Genomic DNA, 16,300 nt, shown 5'->3' with positions numbered 1-16,300 from the left:
GGGAAAGTGTCAAGGCGACTTTTCAGGCGCTGCGGCTAAATTGGGTGCAGCCCGGGCTGGCATGGTGGCGCAGAAGGACGGCGCCGATCTGCACCGCCCCTATTGCAGGAGAACCGGAAGATTGAGAGGCCCGCGGAAACCGAAGCCGTGCCAGCGCACGCCGGCGGGATCGGGCAATGTCATATTGGGGAAGCGCTCGAACAGCATGGGGAGCAGGATGACGCCGACGGTTCGCCGCGACAGGTGGGCACCCGCGCAATGATGCGGACCGTTGCCAAAGGACTGATGGGGATTGGGGTCGCGCAGCGCGTTGTAGTTTTCGCCATCTTCGAAGGCATCCTCGTCCCGGTTGGCCGACGCCTGGATCGTCATCACGGTATCGCCCTTCGGGATCAGGTGCCCGCGTATTTCCGTGTCCTCCATCACCAGCCGTGAACTGACCTGGATCGGCGCCACCCACCGCACCCCTTCCTCGAAGGCGGAGCGCCATTTGCCGGCCGAACGCACCGCCTCAAGCTGTTCCGGATGGGTCAGCAGGCCGTAGAGGATCGTCAGCAACGCGTCGCGCGGCTCGTTGATGCCGCCGCCGATCGCGATCTTCACATTGGCGATGATCTGGCTTTCCGGAATCGGATTCTTCGCGTTCACCATGAACGACAGCGCCGAGGAATCCGGTTCGGCGCGCACGCGCGCGGCATTGGCGCGGATACATGCGTCCATCTGCGCATTGGCGATGTCGGTCGCTTCGAAGGGACCCGGCGTCCAGCCGAAATTGCCGGCGCCGTCGATCAGCGTCTGCGACCAGCGCTGCATGTCGTCGTCGCTCGCATCTGGAACGCCCATCGCATGCGCCAGAATTCGCGCGGCCAGCGGTCCGGCGAGAGCGGGAAAGAGATCGACGATCTCGCCGCGCGGCAACCGGTCGAGATAATCCGCGGCCAGTTGCTCATACAGCGGCGCCCATACCGATTCGATGGTCTTCGGCATCAGGGCCGGCATCATCGCCATGCGTTCGCTGCGGTGCTCGTCGTGGTCCTTGCGCATCAGCGTCCGGGCGAGAAAGGCGCGCTCCATCGGCGTGTTTGGATCGTTCGAGCTGAACAAGGCCGCGTTGTCCTTCACGAGCCTGGTATCGGTGGCCTTGGTGAGGAAGGTGCGGCCGACGGATTTGACCCGCAACACCGGCGCTTCGCGTCTCAGGCGCCGGTAGATCGGATAGGGATCGCGGGTGAGCTCCGCGATCGTGATGGTCTCGTCCAGGGGAGCCAGGCCCGCGGTCGTCATGTGGTGATCCTGTCCGGCTGCGGGCAATTATCTGCCGACGCGGACCATAATTGCCGGCCCGAAACGGCGCAATCCTGTCTCCATCGGATCGACGTCAGATGCTGGCTTTGAGGGCCAGTCGTACCTACATAGAAATTCAACCTGAAAGTCACCAATGACAGCACTGTCCATTCTCGACCTCGTCCGCGTTACCGAGGCCACCGATGCGCGCGGCGCGCTCGACAACGCCCGCGACCTGGCGGCCCATGCCGAGGGCTGGGGCTATCGCCGGTTCTGGGTGGCCGAGCATCACAACATGCCCGGCATCGCCAGCGCCGCGACATCGCTGGTGATCGCCCACATCGCCGCGGGCACCCGGCACATTCGCGTCGGCGCCGGCGGCATCATGCTGCCCAACCACGCGCCGATCATCATCGCCGAACAGTTCGGAACGCTGGCGCGACTATTCCCGGGCCGCATCGATCTCGGCCTCGGCCGCGCGCCCGGCACCGATCAGGTGACGGTCCAGGCGCTGCGCCGGACCCTTGGCGGCTCGGACAATTTTCCGCAGGACGTGCTCGAGCTGCAGGCCTATTTCGCCGCCGTGGTGCCCGGCCAGCGGGTGCAAGCCGTGCCGGCGGCGGGCACCGACGTCCCGCTGTGGATCCTGGGGTCGAGCACCTACGGCGCCCAACTCGCCGCCGCGCTCGGCCTGCCCTATGCCTTCGCGTCGCATTTCGCCCCGGCCGAGCTCATGCCCGCGCTCGATATCTACCGCAGCCACTTCAAGCCTTCAGCCCAGCTCGCACGGCCCCATGCCATGGTGGGGGTCAACATCGTCGCGGCCGATACCGAACGCGAGGCGCGGCGATTGGCGACGACGCAACAGATGTCCTTTGCGAATATCTTCCGTGGCGCGCGCGGCCTCAGCCGTCCGCCGATCGACGATATCGAAAGTTACTGGTCGCCGATGGAAAAAGCCCAGGCCATGCAGATGCTCGCCCGCACCATCATCGGAACGCCCGATAGCGTCCGCGCCGGTATCGACGCGCTGGTCAGCGAGACCGGCGCCGACGAGTTGATGATCGTGTCCGACGTGTTCGATCACGACGCGCGGCTGCATTCGTACCGATTGATCGCCGGGGTCGCAGGCGCAGCGGGTTGAGCGGATCCGTTACAAGTCGTGTTATGGTGTGAATGGCGCCCGCGCAAAAGTCTTGAGCCGCGCGCGAACCGGTCATCGACCACGGCAGTAGGGCGTCGCTACGCCTGCGGCGGATAGCGCTCGAAGCTGGGCAGTTCGTGCGCGCTTTCCATCCAGCGAAGCCGTTCGGCGACCTGAATATGCACCACGGCCGGAACGGCATCCGGATCGTCATAGGTCCCGCTCTGAACATCGATGAGGCCCGGCAACACATTCTCGTTGATGTAGAAGAGCCCCGTGCCGCAGTTCGCGCAAAAATGCCGCCGGCCATGTTCCGAGGATTCATACACCTTCGGCTGCCCTTTCGTCACCTCGACCGCATCCTTTGCGTACATCGTCCAGCCGACCATCGGCGCGCCGGCGTGACGCCTGCAGTCGCCGCAGTGGCACAGCGCATGAACGATCGGGTCACCCTCCACCTGATAGCGGATGGCGCCACAGTGACATCCACCGGTGATGTTGCTCATGTGTCCCCCCATCGACGGAACCAGCCCGTTGCCTCTAATCATTTTCCAGATTTGCGGCTTCAAAGAGGCAGATGGAAGCCAACGTCCTTTCGGTTCGGCAGCCCTAAGCCGATTTGCGCACCGCGTTGTCGACCAGCGTCTTGCCGAGCGACCAGATCGCACCGGGGACCTTGTGGCTGGCGGCGATAACGGAATCGAACGCGGTCTCGATCCACCTGCAGTCGTCTTCGGTGATGGTCAGCGGCGGCAACAGCTTGATGGTGTGGCTGCCGTGGCCGGAGACCTGGGTCAGGATCTTGTGTTCCTTGAACAGCGGCACCGTGATGAGCTGGCAGAACAGTCCCTTGTTCGCGCTCTCCAGCAGATTCCACGATGCCTTCAGCTTGAGCGATTTCGGCGGGCCGAATTCGACACCGATCATCAGTCCCTTGCCGCGGACGTCCTTCATCAATTCATAGCCCGGGATCATTGCTTTCAGCGCCAGCCTGAGTTCGGCGCCGCGCCGCGCCGTCTGCTCAACCAGTTTTTCGGCTTCCATCACCTCGAGCGTCGCGATGCCGGCCGCCATTGCCAGATCGTTCTTCGCGAAGGTCGAGCCGTGCACCACCGCGCGGTCCATCTGATTGAAAATCTTGTCGAAGATGCTCTTGCGCGTCAGCAGCGCGCCGATCGGAACGTGGCCGCCCGACAGCGCCTTCGCCAGCAGCACCATGTCGGGTTCGACGTTCCAGTGCTCAACCGCGAGGAATTTGCCGGTGCGGCCGATGCCGGTCTGGATCTCGTCGGCGATGAGCAGCGTGCCATATTTGCGGCACAGCGCCGCCGCCCCGGGCAGGAAGTCGTCGCCGGGAATGTTGACGCCCTTGCCCTGGATCGGCTCGACGATGAAGGCCGCGACCTGGCGCGACGACAGCGCCTGTTCGAGGGCGGCGAGATCGTCAAAGGGAATCGGGGTGCAGCCGGGCAGCAGCGGCTCGAACCCGGCGCGGAAATTCGGATCGTCGGTGAGCGACAATGCGCCATAGGACAGGCCGTGGAAGGCATGCTCGCAGTACACGATGCCGGGCCGGCCGGTGGCGCCGCGTGCGAACTTGATCGCGGCCTCGACACACTCGGCGCCGGAATTGGCGAAAAACACCTTGTCGAGATAAGGCGCGTATTTGAGCAGGCGCTCGGCCAGCACGCCGGCCAGCGTGGAGACGTCGAGTTGCACGAGATTGGGCAGGTCGGCGTCCAGCACGCTCTTCAGGGCCCGGCGCAGCACCGGGTGGTTGCGGCCAATCGCAAAAACGCCAAATCCGCTCAGTAGATCGAGATAGCGTTCACCATCGCGATCGAACAGGTACTGGCCCTGCCCTTTCTGAAAGCCGACGTCATACCCAATGGTCTTGAGAACCCGTACGAGTTGCTCGTTCAGATGGCGCGTATGCATGGAACCGCGCTGTGCCTGGCGCTCCACAAACATCTCGGAAACGTCTAGATTCGGATATATCATCAGCTACATAGGTCGTTTGCCGGGCATTTCGTCAACTGAAAACTCCCGATCTGGCGTTTGGACAGCGCTCGAATCAACCGCAAGCCACAGGTTAGAATCATGTCGCACTGCCAAGGAAAAATCATGCGTAGCGTAGCATTCTCAGCTTTTTTTATGGCGACCGGCATTGCAGCGGCCCTGGCCGCAGATCCGACCGGCGACTGGCGGGTGGCCGACGGTGTCGCCAACATCCGCGTTGCCGAATGCAATGGCCAGATGTGGGGCGCGGTAGCCTGGGAGAAGACGCCGGGCGGCCGCGACAGGAACAATCCCGATGTCACAAAGCAGAGCAGACCGACTTTGGGCATGCCGATCCTGATCGCCATGAAGAAGAAGCCTGCCGTCGAGCAGTGGGAAGGCCAAGTCTACAACGCCAAGGACGGCCAAATGTACGCCACAACGATCAAGCCGGTCGGCACCGATCAGATAGAGATACAAGGCTGCGTGCTGGGTTTCCTTTGCGGCGGCGAAACCTGGACCCGCGTCTCGGGCCCGATCCCCTCGAGCCCCGCCAACAGCATGGCCAAGGGCGCGCCGAAGGGAGCGGCAACGCCTGTCAGGGCGGCGGCGCCGCAGGCCACACGCCCCGCCCCGCCGAACCCCGTAGCCAGGACCACAGGTGCGGCCAGCCCGGCTCCCAAAGCCGGTCAGAAGCAGGCAGCCGGCCAGCCCGGCGACATCGGCGATATCTGCCTACTCCCCGACATCGCGCGGTTTGCCCATTAGCGCCGGCTGGAACAGCAGCACCGCTGCGAGCGTGATGACGAACGAGATCGCCAGCAGTTTGCCCATGCTGGCGGTTCCGGGATGGCTGGACAGCCACAGACTTCCGAACGCCGTGGCGGTCGTCAGCGCGCTGAAGAAGATCGCCCGCGTCAGGCTGGTCTGCAGCAGGTTGGTGCGGCCCGCCCGCCAGGCCGTGACGTAGTAGATCTTGAATGCAACGCCGACGCCGAGCAGCAGCGGCAGTGCCACGATGTTGGCGAAGTTGAGCGGCAGCCCGATCAGCACGCAGATTTCCAGCGTCACCGCTCCCGCCACCAGCAGCGGCACCATGGTATTGAGCACGTCCGTGACGCGCCGCAGCGCCAGCCAGAGCAGCAGGCTGATCACCACCAGCGCCCCGATGCCGGCGTAGATGAATGCCTTCACGATGGTTTCGCCCGATTTGAGAATCGAGATCGGTCCGCCGACCGCATTCGGCTCGGCGGCCAGCACCGCGTTGGCAAAGGTGCGCAGGGTTTCGTTGTCGTTGGGATCGCCGCGCGGCAGCGCCTCGACGCGCATCAGGCCATCCTTGGTCTTCCAGCCGGCCACCAGACCCGCCGGCAGGGTTTCCAGGCTTACCGGCTCGGCCTGCAGCGAACTCTTGAGCTGATCGAGCACCACCTTCAGCGGCGTGACGAAAATGGCCTGGACCTTGTCGCGCATCGCCTCGTTCGCGTCGGCGAGTTTCGACAGCGCGTCGGCCAGCCGCCGCGATGCCGTTGCGCCGGGGCCCTTGTCGTCGCCGGCGGCCCTGCGCAGGGCTTCCGCCGATCCCTTCAGGGAAGCGACGTTCTCCTCGTCGGTGGGCGCTTCATCGATCGAATCGGGATTGAGTGCGGGAAGCAGTACCTTCGCGCCTTCCGAGATCAGTTTCAGCTTGGCCGGCTGTTCCTGCGGCACGAAACTGTCCAGCGACATCACGCGAAGCACTTCCGGAACCTTTTCCAACCTGGCTTCAATCTTCTTGGCGTCGGCTTCCGAATTCGTCATCACGTCGATGGCGTTGGCGCCGGTGTTCGGATCCTTGCGCAGATCGAGAAAGGTCGCGATCGATTCAACCTGCGAATTGCGTAGGTTGATCGGGTTGAAATCGAATTTCAGGAAATACAGCAGCGGCAGGCCCGCCACCACGAGCAACAGGGTGCCGGCGATGATGGGGATACGTTGCTTTTCCAGGAAGTAATCGACCGGGGCCAGAAAGGCGTAACCGACCGGTTCCATCTCGCCCGGCGGGTTGAGCATTTTCAGCAACGCCGGCAGCACCGTGATACTGCTTAAATACGCGATCAGCATGCCGGCACCGGCGATCATGCCGAGTTCCGAGATGCCCTTGTAGTCGGTCGGCAGGAAGCAGAGGAATCCGGCCGCAGTTGCCATCGCGGCGAGCGACAGCGGAACCGCTGAACGTTCGGCCGCATTTGCCAGCGCCTGCGCCAGGTCGTCGTTCTTGAAGCGCTCGGAGCGGTAGCGCACGCTGAACTGGATTCCGAAATCCACGCCGAGCCCGACGAACAATACGGCAAAGGCGATCGAGAGCAGGTTCAGCGAACCCACCATCATCAAGCCCACCGCCGTGGTGATCGCAAGCCCGATGAAGAGATTCAGGAACACCGCGAAGATGATCTTCGACGAATGCAGCGCCATCCAGAGAATGATGAGCACGACGAGTATGGTGCCGATGCCGTTGACGACGGCGCCCTCCTGAACCGTCGCAAACTCCTCGTTGGCGATCGGAACCGGCCCTGTCAGCCTGACCCGGGCGCCATACTCGCTCGCGAAATTGAGGTCGGTGGCGGCCTGCCGGATCGCGTCGGTTGCGGCCTTGCCGGGTTCCAGCGCGTTGAAATCGAGGATCGGCTTGAATTCGATGAAGGCGCGCTTGTCGGAATCGGTCAGCGGCTTGTCGCTCGTGAGCTCACGCCACGAGAATGTCGCGGTACCCTTGCTCAATGCGTTCTCGACCGTCTGGGCGATCAGGTTGAAGGGCCGCTCGGTGCTGTCGAGCTTGACCTGCCCACGCGCGATGCCGGCCAGGCCGGTTTCAAGCGCGCCGGTCAGGCCGCGAATGCTGGGATCGCCGGCCATGATCTCGATCAGGGGAGCCGCGGAAGCAAACTGGCTGGTCAGCTTGCCGACCTCGTCCACCGGGAGGAACAGCAGCCCGTTCTTCTCGAAAAATTCCCCGGAGCCGAGCGGCTGAACCGATTCGAAGTTCTTGGTATCGCCCGCGAGTTTGCGCGCCAGCGCAGCGCTTGCCGTGCTGGTAAGTTCCGGCGTCGGCGCCTCGATGACGGCAAGGATGGTGCGGTCCCGATCGAACGCCGCGAGGAACTGGTTGTCGCGCTTGCGCCAATCCAGCTCGGGCGAAATCAGGGTGTTGATGTCGGTGTTGATGGAGAAGTTTCGGGCTGTGTAGAAGCCCGATGCGATCGCGAGGACGAGTGCGATCAGGACAGTTGGCAGGGCAAAGCGCGTGCAAGCCTTAACAATCGTAACGACAAAACTTGTCAGCACATCTATTCTTTCTGATGTTATCCGCGTGCCGGAAACGCCCGCTGTCTACTCGAGTTCCGCAGGCCGATCTAATGTTGTTTTTGAGGACATTTGAGTGGGTGCATGACCAAATAGCGCAAATTAAGCCGAAACTGCGCTGCCAGCTGATATAGTCCGAACCGTCGGCCATAAAGTAACCAACCAGTGAGGTTGCGCGCTCACCCGCAGCGGTCCTGTATTATAATACCCTTCAGCTGCTTAACGCCGTTGCATGATTGTGTTGCACGACGTCTTTTCTATTCAACGGTTTTTTGCCACAAAGTCCTGTCTCTCCATAGACTTGGGCAGTCGGACAATTCTGACCAACCGGGCGTGGTGCGGATATTGCAAATCCGGTGGACCGGACCCGGACCGGTGATGATGATTGACCGGTCAGAAAGAATGAGTTTGGTGCAATTTGCTTAACGGGCATCCCATGGAAGTTTATCTGGCGCAGCCGCGGGGTTTTTGCGCGGGCGTGGTACGTGCGATCGAGATCGTCGAGCGCGCGCTCGAGAAATACGGCCCGCCGGTCTATGTCCGGCACGAGATCGTCCATAACAAATACGTGGTCGAAAGCCTCAAGGGCAAGGGCGCCATCTTCGTCGAGGACCTGTCGGAGGTACCACCCCTGGCGGTCACGGTATTCAGCGCACATGGCGTCGCACGGAGCGTCGAGGAGGAAGCGGCCGTGCGCGGCCTGCCGGTGCTCAACGCCACCTGCCCCCTGGTTACCAAGGTCCACAACCAGGGCAAACGCTATATGTCGAAAGGCCGGGCGCTCATCTTGATCGGTCACGCCGGCCACCCCGAGGTCGAGGGAACCATGGGACAGGTTCCCGGCCCGGTCACGCTGGTCCAGAATGTCGACGACGTCGGTACCCTGACGCTGCCGACCGACACCCCGGTGGCCTATATTACCCAGACCACGCTCAGCGTGGACGACACCAAGGACATTATTGCCGCCCTCCAGGCCCGATTTACGGATATTCAAGGCCCGGACATCCGGGATATCTGCTATGCGACACAGAACCGCCAATCTGCGGTAAGGGATTTGAGTAAGCTCGTGGATGTCATCCTGGTGGTGGGGGCCACCAACAGTTCCAACTCAAACAGGCTGCGCGAGATCGGCACCGAGGTCGGGGTCGCCAGCTATCTCATTGCCGACGGAAGCGAGCTGAACCCGGAGTGGCTCAAGGACGCCAGAGCCGTCGGCATCACCGCCGGCGCCTCGGCACCCGAGGTTCTGGTCGACGACGTGATCGAGGCCCTGCGGCGGATCGGACCGGTCAAGTTATCGGTGCTGCCGGGCCGGGAAGAAAACATCGAATTCCGGCTTCCAGCCGAACTGACTGCGGGTTGATCCAAATTCGCTACCAAAGTCCAGAAAGAAAATTTGTAATGGCAATACCCTTCTTCAAAGAGTTGCGTATCGGCGGCTACATGATGAAGCAGAAGCTGCTCGGCCGGAAACGCTATCCGCTGGTGCTGATGCTCGAGCCGTTGTTTCGCTGCAACCTCGCCTGCGTCGGCTGCGGCAAGATCGACTATCCCGACGCCATCCTCAACCGTCGCATGTCGGCGCAGGAATGCTGGGATGCCGCCGACGAATGCGGCGCGCCGATGGTGGCGATTCCCGGCGGCGAGCCGCTGATCCACAAGGAAATCGGCGAGATCGTCCGCGGCCTGGTGGCGCGCAAGAAATTCGTGTCGTTGTGCACCAACGCGCTGCTGCTGGAAAAGAAGCTCGATCTGTTCGAGCCGTCGCCCTATCTGTTCTTCTCGGTGCATCTCGACGGCCTGAAGGACCACCACGACAAGGCAGTGTCGCAGAAGGGCGTGTTCGATCGCGCGGTCTCGGCGATCAAGGCCGCCAAGGCGAGGGGTTTCGCAGTCAACGTCAATGCCACCATCTTCGACGGCCATGCTGCCGAGGACATCGCCAAGTTCCTCGACTTCACCACCGAGCTTGGGGTCGGCGTCTCGATGTCGCCGGGCTACGCCTATGAGCGCGCGCCCGACCAGGAGCACTTCCTCAACCGCACCAAGACCAAGAAGCTGTTCCGCGACGTGTTCGCGCTCGGCAAGGGCAAGAAGTGGAATTTCATGCATTCCGGCCTGTTCCTGGATTTCCTTGCCGGCAATCAGGAATATGAGTGCACCCCCTGGGGCATGCCGGCGCGCAACATTTTCGGCTGGCAGAAGCCCTGCTACCTGCTCGGAGAAGGCTACACCAAGACCTTCAAGGAATTGATGGAGACCACCGACTGGGAGACCTACGGCACCGGCAAATACGAGAAGTGCGCCGACTGCATGGCGCATTGCGGCTACGAGCCGACCGCAGCCAACGCGGCGCTGGCCAATCCGTTGAAGGCGATGTGGGTGGGGCTGCGCGGTGTCAGGACCACGGGTCCGATGGCGCCGGAGATCAGTCTCGATCACCAGCGCCCGGCGCAGTACATCTTCTCGGCGGAAGTGCAGAAGCGGCTGTCGGATATCCGCCGTGACGAGGCCGAAGCGGCTGCCGCCAAGGCGCAGCAGAAGGCCTCGACCGCCGCCTGATTCGATCAGGCAATGAAACGCAAAACGGGGCGCGATGCCGATCGCGCCCCGTTTTCGTTTTGCGGACGTTTCAGTGGTTCAGAACTCCGCCGTGGCGAACCCTTCGCCTCCGAGCAGAAAGCTCCGGGCGTCGCGCAGGCTCTTCAGCGCACGATTGAAATCGATCCCGGTCGAGACCAGCGCGCGCAGTGTCAGCGGGTTGCGGGCGACGCCGCTCAGCACCTTGCGCAGATCGATATCGCCATTCGGTTTGATTGCGGCCATCGCCAGCGCAGGCAAGGCCCGGTTGGCGGGGTCGCTGATGACGCGCAGGGCGGCGAACGGCAAACCGGCCTCGGCCGCGTAGGCGGCGGCGATATGGCTTTCCATATCGACAGCGGCAGCGCCCGTCTCCAGGCGCAGCGCGGCTTTGCAGGCCCGCGCGGCGATTACCCGCTCGACGCCGGCAAGACCGCCCCGGACCACGCGCCGGCGCCCGAGCGCGACGCTGGCGATCAGTTCCTCATTGAGCGCCAGACCCGCCATCCAGCGGGTATCGCCGGCCAGCACCTCGGTCGCCACCACGACGTCGCCTGATTTCAGACTGGGATCCAGACCGCCCGCGACTCCGAAGCTGATGACGCCCCGGATCGTCGACGGGTCGAAAACGGTCAGCAGCGTCCGCAATTGCCTGGGATCGCTACTGCTGCAAATGACGGTCAAGCCGGGGCCGGCCGCTATGCGAGCCTCCTGCACCAATCCGGTCACAATCAGCACCGGCCGCGGATCATTTGAATTGCCCGCGAACGCGTGGTCCCCCGCCCCCAAAATCACATTCCGACCCCTACCACCTTGCTGTTGGTGTTCCGCAAATTCCGGTACCGCGCCAAAGCCCAGAGCGGAAAGAATTTCGGATAGCCATGATAGCGCAGATAAAACACCCGAGGGAACCCCGTTGCCGTGTAGCGTTGCTCGTCCCACAGCCCTTTTTCGGTCTGTGTGCCTATTAGGTACTCCACGCCACGCGCGACGGCCGGATGTCCGACCTCGCCCGCCGCCATGAGACCAAGCAAGGCCCATGCCGTTTGCGAAGCGGTGGTGGGGGCTCCCTCGAATCCCTTGTAGTCGAGCCGGTAGCTGACGGCATCTTCGCCCCAGCCGCCGTCCGCATTCTGGATCGACAGCAGCCAGTTCACGGCCTTGCGCATCGCGGGGTCCTGATGGTCGACGCCGGCGGCGTTCAGCGCGCACAGCACCGACCAGGTTCCGTAGATGTAGTTAAGCCCCCAGCGGCCATACCAGGACCCCTCCGCCAGCTGGGTCCGGCGCAGATAGTCGACGCCGTCGGCGACGGCCTTGCTGGTCTGCGCGGTCTCGCCGAGCTGTGCCAGCATCGAGACGCAGCGGGCGGTGACATCCTCGGTCGGCGGATCGAGCAGCGCGCCGTGATCGGAGAACGGAATGTTGTTGAGGTAGTATTCGAGATTGTTGACGTCGAAGGCGGCCCAGCCGCCATCGCTGCTTTGCATCCCCTCGATCCATTCGCGGCCGCGGGCGATCGCGACATCGTATTCCGGATCGTGGCTGGTGCGCCGGGCGCGGTCCATCGCCATTACCACGACCGCGGTGTCGTCGAGGTCGGGATAGTAGGCATTGTTGTACTGGAATGCCCAGCCGCCGGGGCGAACCTCCGGCCGCTTCACGGCCCAGTCTCCCTTGACGTCCAGAACCTGCCGGGGCTTCAGCCAGTCGAGGCCCTGCTTGGCCGGCGCCAGCGCCGCTTCGCTGCCGGCTTCGAACAGGGCATGACAGCTCAGCGCGGTGTCCCACACCGGCGAAACGCAGGGCTGGCAATAGGCCTCCTGCAAGCCGATCACCAGGAGCTTGTCGATGCCTCTTCGGGTGATGGCGCGCGGCGGATAGTCGGCGGGCTTGCCCAGCACCTCATACATCATCACCGTGTTGGCCATCGGCGGATAGATGGCACCGAGGCCATCTTCGCCATTCAGCCGTTCCTCGATGAAGGCGACGGCGGCATCGATCGCGCGGGCGCGCAGCTTCTTCGGAAACAGCGGCTCAAGCGTCCTCAGGATGCCGTCGAGGCTGCGGAACAGATAGAACCAGCCCGCGCTCTGATGCGGCGCCTTGGCGGTCATCCCGATCGAATGCGGCGGCTGCAGGAACAACTCGTCGATGCCGATGCCGCTGACGTTCTTGGCGCGCGGCTTCAGCGCCGCCAGCACCATCAGCGGCACGATGGTGGTACGCGCCCAGTAGGAGATCTTGTTGAGGTGAAACGGCGACCACATCGGCAGCAGCATGATCTCGACCGGCAATACCGGCACGCTGCGCCAGGTCAGCACCCCGAACATCGACAGCATGAAACGGGTGAAGACATTGCTGTGAATGGCGCCGCCACGCGAGCGGATTGCCTCGCGCGCCCGCGCCATATGCGGCGCATCCGGAGCATCGCCGATCATCTTCAGCGCGAAATAGGCCTTCACGCTTGCGCTCATTTCGAAAGCGCCGTCATGCACCAGCGCCCAGCCGCCATGGGCGCCCTGAATGCGGCGCAGATAGTTGGCGATCTTGCCCTCGAGTTCGCGGTCGACGGGCTCGCCGAGATAGTGGCGGAGCAGCACATATTCCGAGGGGATGGTGCAATCGGCTTCCAGCTCGAACACCAGATGCCCGTCCGGCTGGCGGTAGCCGAGCAAGCCCTGCGTCGCCGCCGCGATGCTCGCCTCCAGGGCGCCACCGCTTTCATTGCCAACTGATTTGTTGCCGGAATGCATGTTCGACCTCAATATTGCCCTGCCCGGTCTCACTGGAAACCCGAGGTAATGCCGTCCCCGGTCAGGCCTTCGCTCAGGCCTTGCGCATGGCGAGGACGAGATCGGCGGCGCGGTTGCCCGACCTTACCGATCCCTCGATGGTCGCCGGCAACCCCGTATCAGTCCAGTCGCCGGCAAGAAACAGGTTTTTGTGGGCCGTGACAGGGCCCGGCCGCAGTGCGTTCTGCTCCGGCGTGGCCTCGAAGGTGGCGCGTCGCTCGCGCACGATCTGCCAGGCCGGCAATCCGCCCTCGACGCCCGCCGCCTTGCAGATATCCCGCCAGATCGCCTGTGCCAGTTCCTCGCGCGGCATGTCCACCAGGCGGTCGCCATTGCTGATGGTGACCGACAGGCGCTGCGGAAACGCGAACAGCCACTCCACCATTCCGCCGACCACACCCAGGAGAGCCGGCTGACCCTTCGGCGGATCAAAGCGGAAATGCGCATTGACGATGGCGCGGTATTTGGTGGGGGTTTTCAGGCCAGGCAGCAGCGCGGCGGCAGGGCGTGGCGGAACCGCCAACACCACGGCGTCGCCGGGCTGCACCGCAACGTTGTCGGCGCCGAATTTAAGTTCACCGACGCGGTCCGCGGAAACCGCGAATTCGCGCAGCTCATGCCCGAAGGAGATGCTGGCGCCCTTGGACTGCAACAGCTTGATCGCGGGCTCGACCAGCACCGCGCTGAGGCCGTCGCGCGCGATCAGGGGTCGACAAGCCGTGCCTCCCGCCAGCAGCGTTTCGCGCACCACCGCGCCGGCGAGCCCCGCGGACCCCTCCGGCGGGTCGACGTTTAGCGCCGCCAACAGCAGCGGCTGTACCAGCCGCTGATAGAGCGTTCCCTCGCACGGGATCGCGTCGCCTACCCGTCTGCTCCGCGCTGACCAGATCAGCGGCATCAATGCCAGATAATCGAGCACGCCGGTATCCGGGACACGGCGCGCCTCGTCGAAAATCCACAGCGGCAGCCGGCTCTCGCCGAGATCGAGCTGCCAGCGCTGCCCGGTCGCGAGATCGACGAACGGAAATTGCGCACGCTTCGGCCCGACCAGGCCAGCTTCGGTGCCGATCGACCTCGCGTAGTCGACCGCGGCACGGTTGCCCGAGAGCAACAGGTGGTTGCCATTGTCGATGGTGAGGTTGGTCGCCGCATCGAAATAGGAACGGCAGCGGCCGCCGGCCTGCTGCGTGGCCTCGTGCAGGTGCACCCGGTAATCGGCGTTCGCCAGCCGCACGGCGGCCGACAGGCCCGAGATTCCAGCGCCTACAATATGGACGGTCTTTTGCATCAGATGAACGCGTATCGGAGGAGGATCATGATGCGGGCCATCTTGTTGAGGCGGACCGGCGCGCGCGGCACGGCGAACCCCCTGGCAACAAGCAGCTCCAGGATCGCGCGATAATATTTCGACATGATCCGGGGCGCGCGCACCACCCGCCGCGGATTGCTGCGCATGATCTCGTCGGCCTTCTCGAAATGCATCCGCGCCCGCGCCACCAGCGGCACGCATACTTTCGGCAGCGCCGGATCGACGATGACCCTCGCCGGATCGGTCGAGGTGATGCCGGCATGCAGCAGTCCCTCGAGCGGCAGATAGAGACGCCCGATGCCGGCGTCTTCATCGATATCGCGCAGGATGTTGGTCAATTGCAGCGCACGGCCAAGATGATGCGCAAGCTGGATACCGTCGGCTTCGGCGAGGCCGAACACCCGCACCGACAGCCGTCCGACCGCGCTGGCGACGCGGTCGCAATACAGATCGAGTGTCGCAAGATCCGGCGCCCTGATGTCCTGCGGAACGTCCATCTCCATGCCATCGACGATGGCCAGGAAATCCTCGCGTCTGAGGCCAAATCGCCGAACCGACGCCACGTAGTCGCGCAACCGCGCCGGTGGCTGGCCTTGATACAGCGCGTCGATATCGTCGCGCCACTGCTGCAGCGCGGCCAGCCGGGCTTCGCGCGGGCCGTCGGAATCGGCGATATCGTCGACCTGCCGGCAGAAGCTGTAGATCTGAAACATAGCCTCGCGCTGCTCGTGCGGCAGAATGCGCATCGCCGCATAGAACGAACTGCCGGACGCCGATGTCCCGTAACTGGCGCTGGTGGCCGTGGTCTCGAGCGTCATGCGCCAGCCGCCGGTTTGGAAACGGGCCGCCGCCCCACCGCGCGGCGGCTGATCTCGCTGGCGATCCCACCGATGCTATGGGCGAGCAATTCGAGCGCGCCGAGATGTACCCTCTCGCTGAGCGGATCGCGCACCTTCAGCAATCCGACGATCTTGTCGGCGAACGCCTGGATCACGGAGATCTCGCACCCGAGGCGAAAATCCCTGACTTCGGCGCCGAGCGATTTGCTTTCGTCGAGAAGCGCCTCGGTACGCACCGCCAGCGCATGCAGGCACTGCAGCAGCGCCGGCGATGACCGCGCTTGTCCGAGTTCCTCGACGGAAGCGCCGGCGGCGGCGAGCGCATCGCGCGGCAGATAGACCCGGTTGAGATCGCGAAAATCCTTGCCGCAATCCTGCAGATGGTTGTTGATCTGCAGGCCGGCGCAGAGCGCGTCCGATGCCGCCCAGGTCGAGGTGCTCTCGCCGTGGACATCGAGCATGAAGCGCCCGACCGGCATCGCCGAGTATCGGCAATAGTGAATCACCTCGTCCCAGCTTTCATAGCGAAGCTTGGTCACGTCCATCCGGAAGGCGATCAGAACATCGAGGGCGTGGCGCGGCGGCATCGAACGCTCCGCCAGCGCGTGGCGCAGATTGACGGCCTCGTTCTGGGTATCGCCGTTACCGAGCAATTCCGCTTCGAGCAGATCGAGAAGCCCGAGCTTCTCCGGCGCGCCGAGCGTCGCATGATCGGCGATGTCGTCGGCGGTTCGCACGAAATTGTAGAAGGCGAGGATCAGCGCCCGGTGCCGCGGGTGAATGATCCAAGACGCCACCGGAAAGTTCTCGTCGCGATGAGTCTTGCCGGATCGCAGTTCGCTCGCACTGGTCATCAGGAACCGGCTACATTCATCAGGTCATGGTTACGACGCACGTGCCGGCAAGGCCGGCTCATGCGTCTCGATCGCGAACCCCATATAGGGGAATACGATGCCAAAACCAATGCTATCTGCGATTCACCGCAAATTCCGCTGCGTCCGAACGAGCC

At 63.6% G+C, this 16,300-nt stretch carries 13 protein-coding genes; 4 read left to right on the top strand and 9 right to left on the bottom strand.

The window, feature by feature from the left end; genetic code table 11:
* Positions 1 to 99 precede the first annotated feature (99 nt).
* Positions 100 to 1,284: a cytochrome P450 gene (locus tag Q8R73_RS22645; RefSeq protein ID WP_305721774.1), complete on the bottom strand. Its 1,185-nt coding sequence runs from the start codon at positions 1,282 to 1,284 to the stop codon at positions 100 to 102.
* 154 nt (positions 1,285 to 1,438) lie between these two features.
* On the opposite strand from Q8R73_RS22645, the gene Q8R73_RS22640 reads away from it, so the two are divergent.
* Positions 1,439 to 2,428 (top strand): LLM class flavin-dependent oxidoreductase, encoded by a 990-nt coding sequence (locus Q8R73_RS22640; protein ID WP_305721773.1) that lies wholly within the window; start codon positions 1,439 to 1,441, stop codon positions 2,426 to 2,428.
* 98 nt (positions 2,429 to 2,526) lie between these two features.
* Here Q8R73_RS22640 and Q8R73_RS22635 read toward each other — a convergent pair whose 3' ends face one another.
* On the bottom strand, positions 2,527 to 2,934 hold the full coding sequence (locus Q8R73_RS22635) for a GFA family protein (protein ID WP_305721772.1): 408 nt from the start codon (positions 2,932 to 2,934) through the stop codon (positions 2,527 to 2,529).
* 103 nt (positions 2,935 to 3,037) lie between these two features.
* Positions 3,038 to 4,429 (bottom strand): aminobacteriohopanetriol synthase HpnO, encoded by a 1,392-nt coding sequence (hpnO, locus tag Q8R73_RS22630; RefSeq protein ID WP_305721771.1) that lies wholly within the window; start codon positions 4,427 to 4,429, stop codon positions 3,038 to 3,040.
* A gap of 123 nt (positions 4,430 to 4,552) precedes the next feature.
* Between hpnO and Q8R73_RS22625 the strand changes: the two genes are divergently transcribed.
* A complete protein-coding gene (locus Q8R73_RS22625; protein WP_305721770.1) occupies positions 4,553 to 5,194 on the top strand; it encodes a DUF2147 domain-containing protein in 642 nt (213 codons plus the stop codon).
* On the opposite strand, the gene Q8R73_RS22620 is transcribed toward Q8R73_RS22625, so the two are convergent.
* Entirely contained in the window at positions 5,162 to 7,750 is a 2,589-nt protein-coding gene (locus tag Q8R73_RS22620) for an MMPL family transporter (protein WP_305721769.1), read from the bottom strand. The two genes, Q8R73_RS22625 and Q8R73_RS22620, sit on opposite strands and share 33 nt — an antisense overlap.
* A 454-nt stretch (positions 7,751 to 8,204) precedes the next feature.
* Between Q8R73_RS22620 and ispH the strand changes: the two genes are divergently transcribed.
* Both ispH and hpnH read left to right on the top strand, forming a co-directional pair.
* Positions 8,205 to 9,131, top strand: a complete 927-nt coding sequence (gene ispH / locus Q8R73_RS22615) for a 4-hydroxy-3-methylbut-2-enyl diphosphate reductase (RefSeq protein WP_305721768.1) — start codon at positions 8,205 to 8,207, stop codon at positions 9,129 to 9,131.
* Positions 9,132 to 9,169: 38 nt separating this feature from the next.
* Positions 9,170 to 10,330 (top strand): adenosyl-hopene transferase HpnH, encoded by a 1,161-nt coding sequence (gene hpnH, locus Q8R73_RS22610; protein ID WP_305721767.1) that lies wholly within the window; start codon positions 9,170 to 9,172, stop codon positions 10,328 to 10,330.
* Between the two features lie 78 nt (positions 10,331 to 10,408).
* On the opposite strand, the gene Q8R73_RS22605 is transcribed toward hpnH, so the two are convergent.
* The 5 genes from Q8R73_RS22605 to hpnC all read right to left on the bottom strand — a co-directional run bounded on the left by Q8R73_RS22605 (position 10,409) and on the right by hpnC (position 16,145).
* Positions 10,409 to 11,206, bottom strand: coding sequence for a phosphorylase (locus Q8R73_RS22605; RefSeq protein ID WP_305721804.1), 798 nt, complete (start codon positions 11,204 to 11,206; stop codon positions 10,409 to 10,411).
* The gene (gene shc, locus Q8R73_RS22600) at positions 11,140 to 13,104 is read right to left on the bottom strand and encodes a squalene--hopene cyclase (protein WP_305721766.1); all 1,965 of its coding nucleotides are present in this window, start codon (positions 13,102 to 13,104) and stop codon (positions 11,140 to 11,142) included. The genes Q8R73_RS22605 and shc overlap by 67 nt, the downstream gene beginning before the upstream one ends.
* Before the next feature lie 73 nt (positions 13,105 to 13,177).
* The gene (gene hpnE, locus Q8R73_RS22595) at positions 13,178 to 14,431 is read right to left on the bottom strand and encodes a hydroxysqualene dehydroxylase HpnE (RefSeq protein WP_305721765.1); all 1,254 of its coding nucleotides are present in this window, start codon (positions 14,429 to 14,431) and stop codon (positions 13,178 to 13,180) included.
* Complete coding sequence (gene hpnD / locus Q8R73_RS22590; RefSeq protein WP_305721764.1) at positions 14,431 to 15,270, bottom strand: presqualene diphosphate synthase HpnD; 840 nt, start codon at positions 15,268 to 15,270, stop codon at positions 14,431 to 14,433. The genes hpnE and hpnD overlap by 1 nt, the downstream gene beginning before the upstream one ends.
* The gene (gene hpnC / locus Q8R73_RS22585; RefSeq protein WP_305721763.1) at positions 15,267 to 16,145 is read right to left on the bottom strand and encodes a squalene synthase HpnC; all 879 of its coding nucleotides are present in this window, start codon (positions 16,143 to 16,145) and stop codon (positions 15,267 to 15,269) included. Before hpnC ends, hpnD begins: the two co-directional genes overlap by 4 nt.
* Positions 16,146 to 16,300: the final 155 nt, after the last annotated feature.

It is taken from the genome of Bradyrhizobium sp., from assembly GCF_030697065.1.
Lineage (GTDB): Bacteria > Pseudomonadota > Alphaproteobacteria > Rhizobiales > Xanthobacteraceae > Bradyrhizobium.
Note: the sequence above shows the minus strand (reverse complement) of the source record. Positions and strands in the feature narration are given on the sequence as shown.

Excerpts from the sequence above, each read along its gene's own strand:
- Q8R73_RS22645 (WP_305721774.1), bottom strand. The coding sequence starts at position 1,284 with ATGACGACCGCGGGCCTGGCTCCCCTGGACGAGACCATCACGATCGCG.
- Q8R73_RS22640 (WP_305721773.1), top strand. The coding sequence starts at position 1,439 with ATGACAGCACTGTCCATTCTCGACCTCGTCCGCGTTACCGAGGCCACC.
- Q8R73_RS22635 (WP_305721772.1), bottom strand. The coding sequence starts at position 2,934 with ATGAGCAACATCACCGGTGGATGTCACTGTGGCGCCATCCGCTATCAG.
- hpnO (WP_305721771.1), bottom strand. The coding sequence starts at position 4,429 with ATGATATATCCGAATCTAGACGTTTCCGAGATGTTTGTGGAGCGCCAG.
- Q8R73_RS22625 (WP_305721770.1), top strand. The coding sequence starts at position 4,553 with ATGCGTAGCGTAGCATTCTCAGCTTTTTTTATGGCGACCGGCATTGCA.
- ispH (WP_305721768.1), top strand. The coding sequence starts at position 8,205 with ATGGAAGTTTATCTGGCGCAGCCGCGGGGTTTTTGCGCGGGCGTGGTA.
- hpnH (WP_305721767.1), top strand. The coding sequence starts at position 9,170 with ATGGCAATACCCTTCTTCAAAGAGTTGCGTATCGGCGGCTACATGATG.
- shc (WP_305721766.1), bottom strand. The coding sequence starts at position 13,104 with ATGCATTCCGGCAACAAATCAGTTGGCAATGAAAGCGGTGGCGCCCTG.
- hpnE (WP_305721765.1), bottom strand. The coding sequence starts at position 14,431 with ATGCAAAAGACCGTCCATATTGTAGGCGCTGGAATCTCGGGCCTGTCG.
- hpnD (WP_305721764.1), bottom strand. The coding sequence starts at position 15,270 with ATGACGCTCGAGACCACGGCCACCAGCGCCAGTTACGGGACATCGGCG.
- hpnC (WP_305721763.1), bottom strand. The coding sequence starts at position 16,145 with ATGACCAGTGCGAGCGAACTGCGATCCGGCAAGACTCATCGCGACGAG.